The sequence below is a fragment of the Vibrio sp. Vb1755 genome, from assembly GCF_033338635.1.
In the GTDB taxonomy this organism is placed as follows: domain Bacteria; phylum Pseudomonadota; class Gammaproteobacteria; order Enterobacterales; family Vibrionaceae; genus Vibrio; species Vibrio alginolyticus.
The window spans coordinates 1-1,042 of the sequence record NZ_JAWOTA010000357.1 but is presented as its reverse complement, the minus strand read 5'-3'; the positions used below and the strand labels follow the sequence as shown (position 1 = coordinate 1,042).

Here is a 1,042-nt window from a genome sequence, read left to right as displayed (position 1 = left end):
TGATCGCTGTGATAAGCGCAGCAGGGTTTTTTTACGTTGTTTCACAAACAAAGCAATACGTTAACTCGCCAATTTTAATTGAGCAACCTCAACTGTTCACTGTCGAAAACGGCACAAGCTTTCATCGTGTAATGCGCGATTTGGTGAAAGAGAACATCATAAAAGCGTCTGATTACACTCGCTTAATGCCCCATCTTTACCCAGAGCTTCTTCAAGTGCGAGCAGGCACTTACCAACTCGAGCCAAATGTATCGCTTTACGAGGCGTTAGAGCTACTCAATACAGGCAAAGAACATCAATTTGCCATCACGTTTGTTGAAGGTAGTCGTTTTTCTGAGTGGTTAGAGCAACTTCAAAGCGCACCGTATGTTCAACACGACCTTTCAGGGTTGTCAGAAAAAGAGATGGCACAGAAGCTTGGTATTGAACGTGATAAGCTTGAAGGCTTGTTTTTGGCTGAAACGTACCACTACACCGCTGGTGCGAGCGAAAGTCAGTTGCTAAAGCGTGCACATTCCAAGTTAAATAAAATACTGGATGCGAACTGGAACGCTCGTCAGGAGAAGCTGCCTCTCAAAGACAAGTATGAAGCGCTGATCCTTGCCTCGATTATCGAAAAAGAAACGGCGATTGATTCAGAACGTGAACGTGTTGCTTCTGTGTTTGTTAACCGTTTGAATAAACGTATGCGACTTCAAACGGATCCGACCGTTATCTACGGAATGGGGGATGCTTACGATGGTAACATCCGTAAGAAAGACCTACGCACCCCAACACCATACAATACCTACGTTATTAATGGTTTGCCGCCGACACCTATTGCAATGGCCGGAGAAGCCTCTATTGAAGCTGCACTAAACCCAGAAAGCAGTGATTACTTATATTTTGTAGCAAGTGGGACGGGCGGACACGTTTTCTCGAAATCACTTGCTGAGCACAATCGTGCTGTTCGAGCCTATTTAAGAGAACTAAGAAAGAATAAATGATGAAAGCAAACTTTATTGTCGTAGAGGGCCTTGAAGGCGCAGGGAAAAGCACCGCG

General features: G+C 44.8%; 1 protein-coding gene. It reads left to right on the top strand.

The window, feature by feature from the left end; all coding sequences use genetic code 11:
- Positions 1–2: 2 nt before the first annotated feature.
- Entirely contained in the window at positions 3–986 is a 984-nt protein-coding gene (mltG, locus tag R7E00_RS25110) for an endolytic transglycosylase MltG (RefSeq protein ID WP_318124924.1), read from the top strand.
- Positions 987–1,042 lie beyond the last annotated feature (56 nt).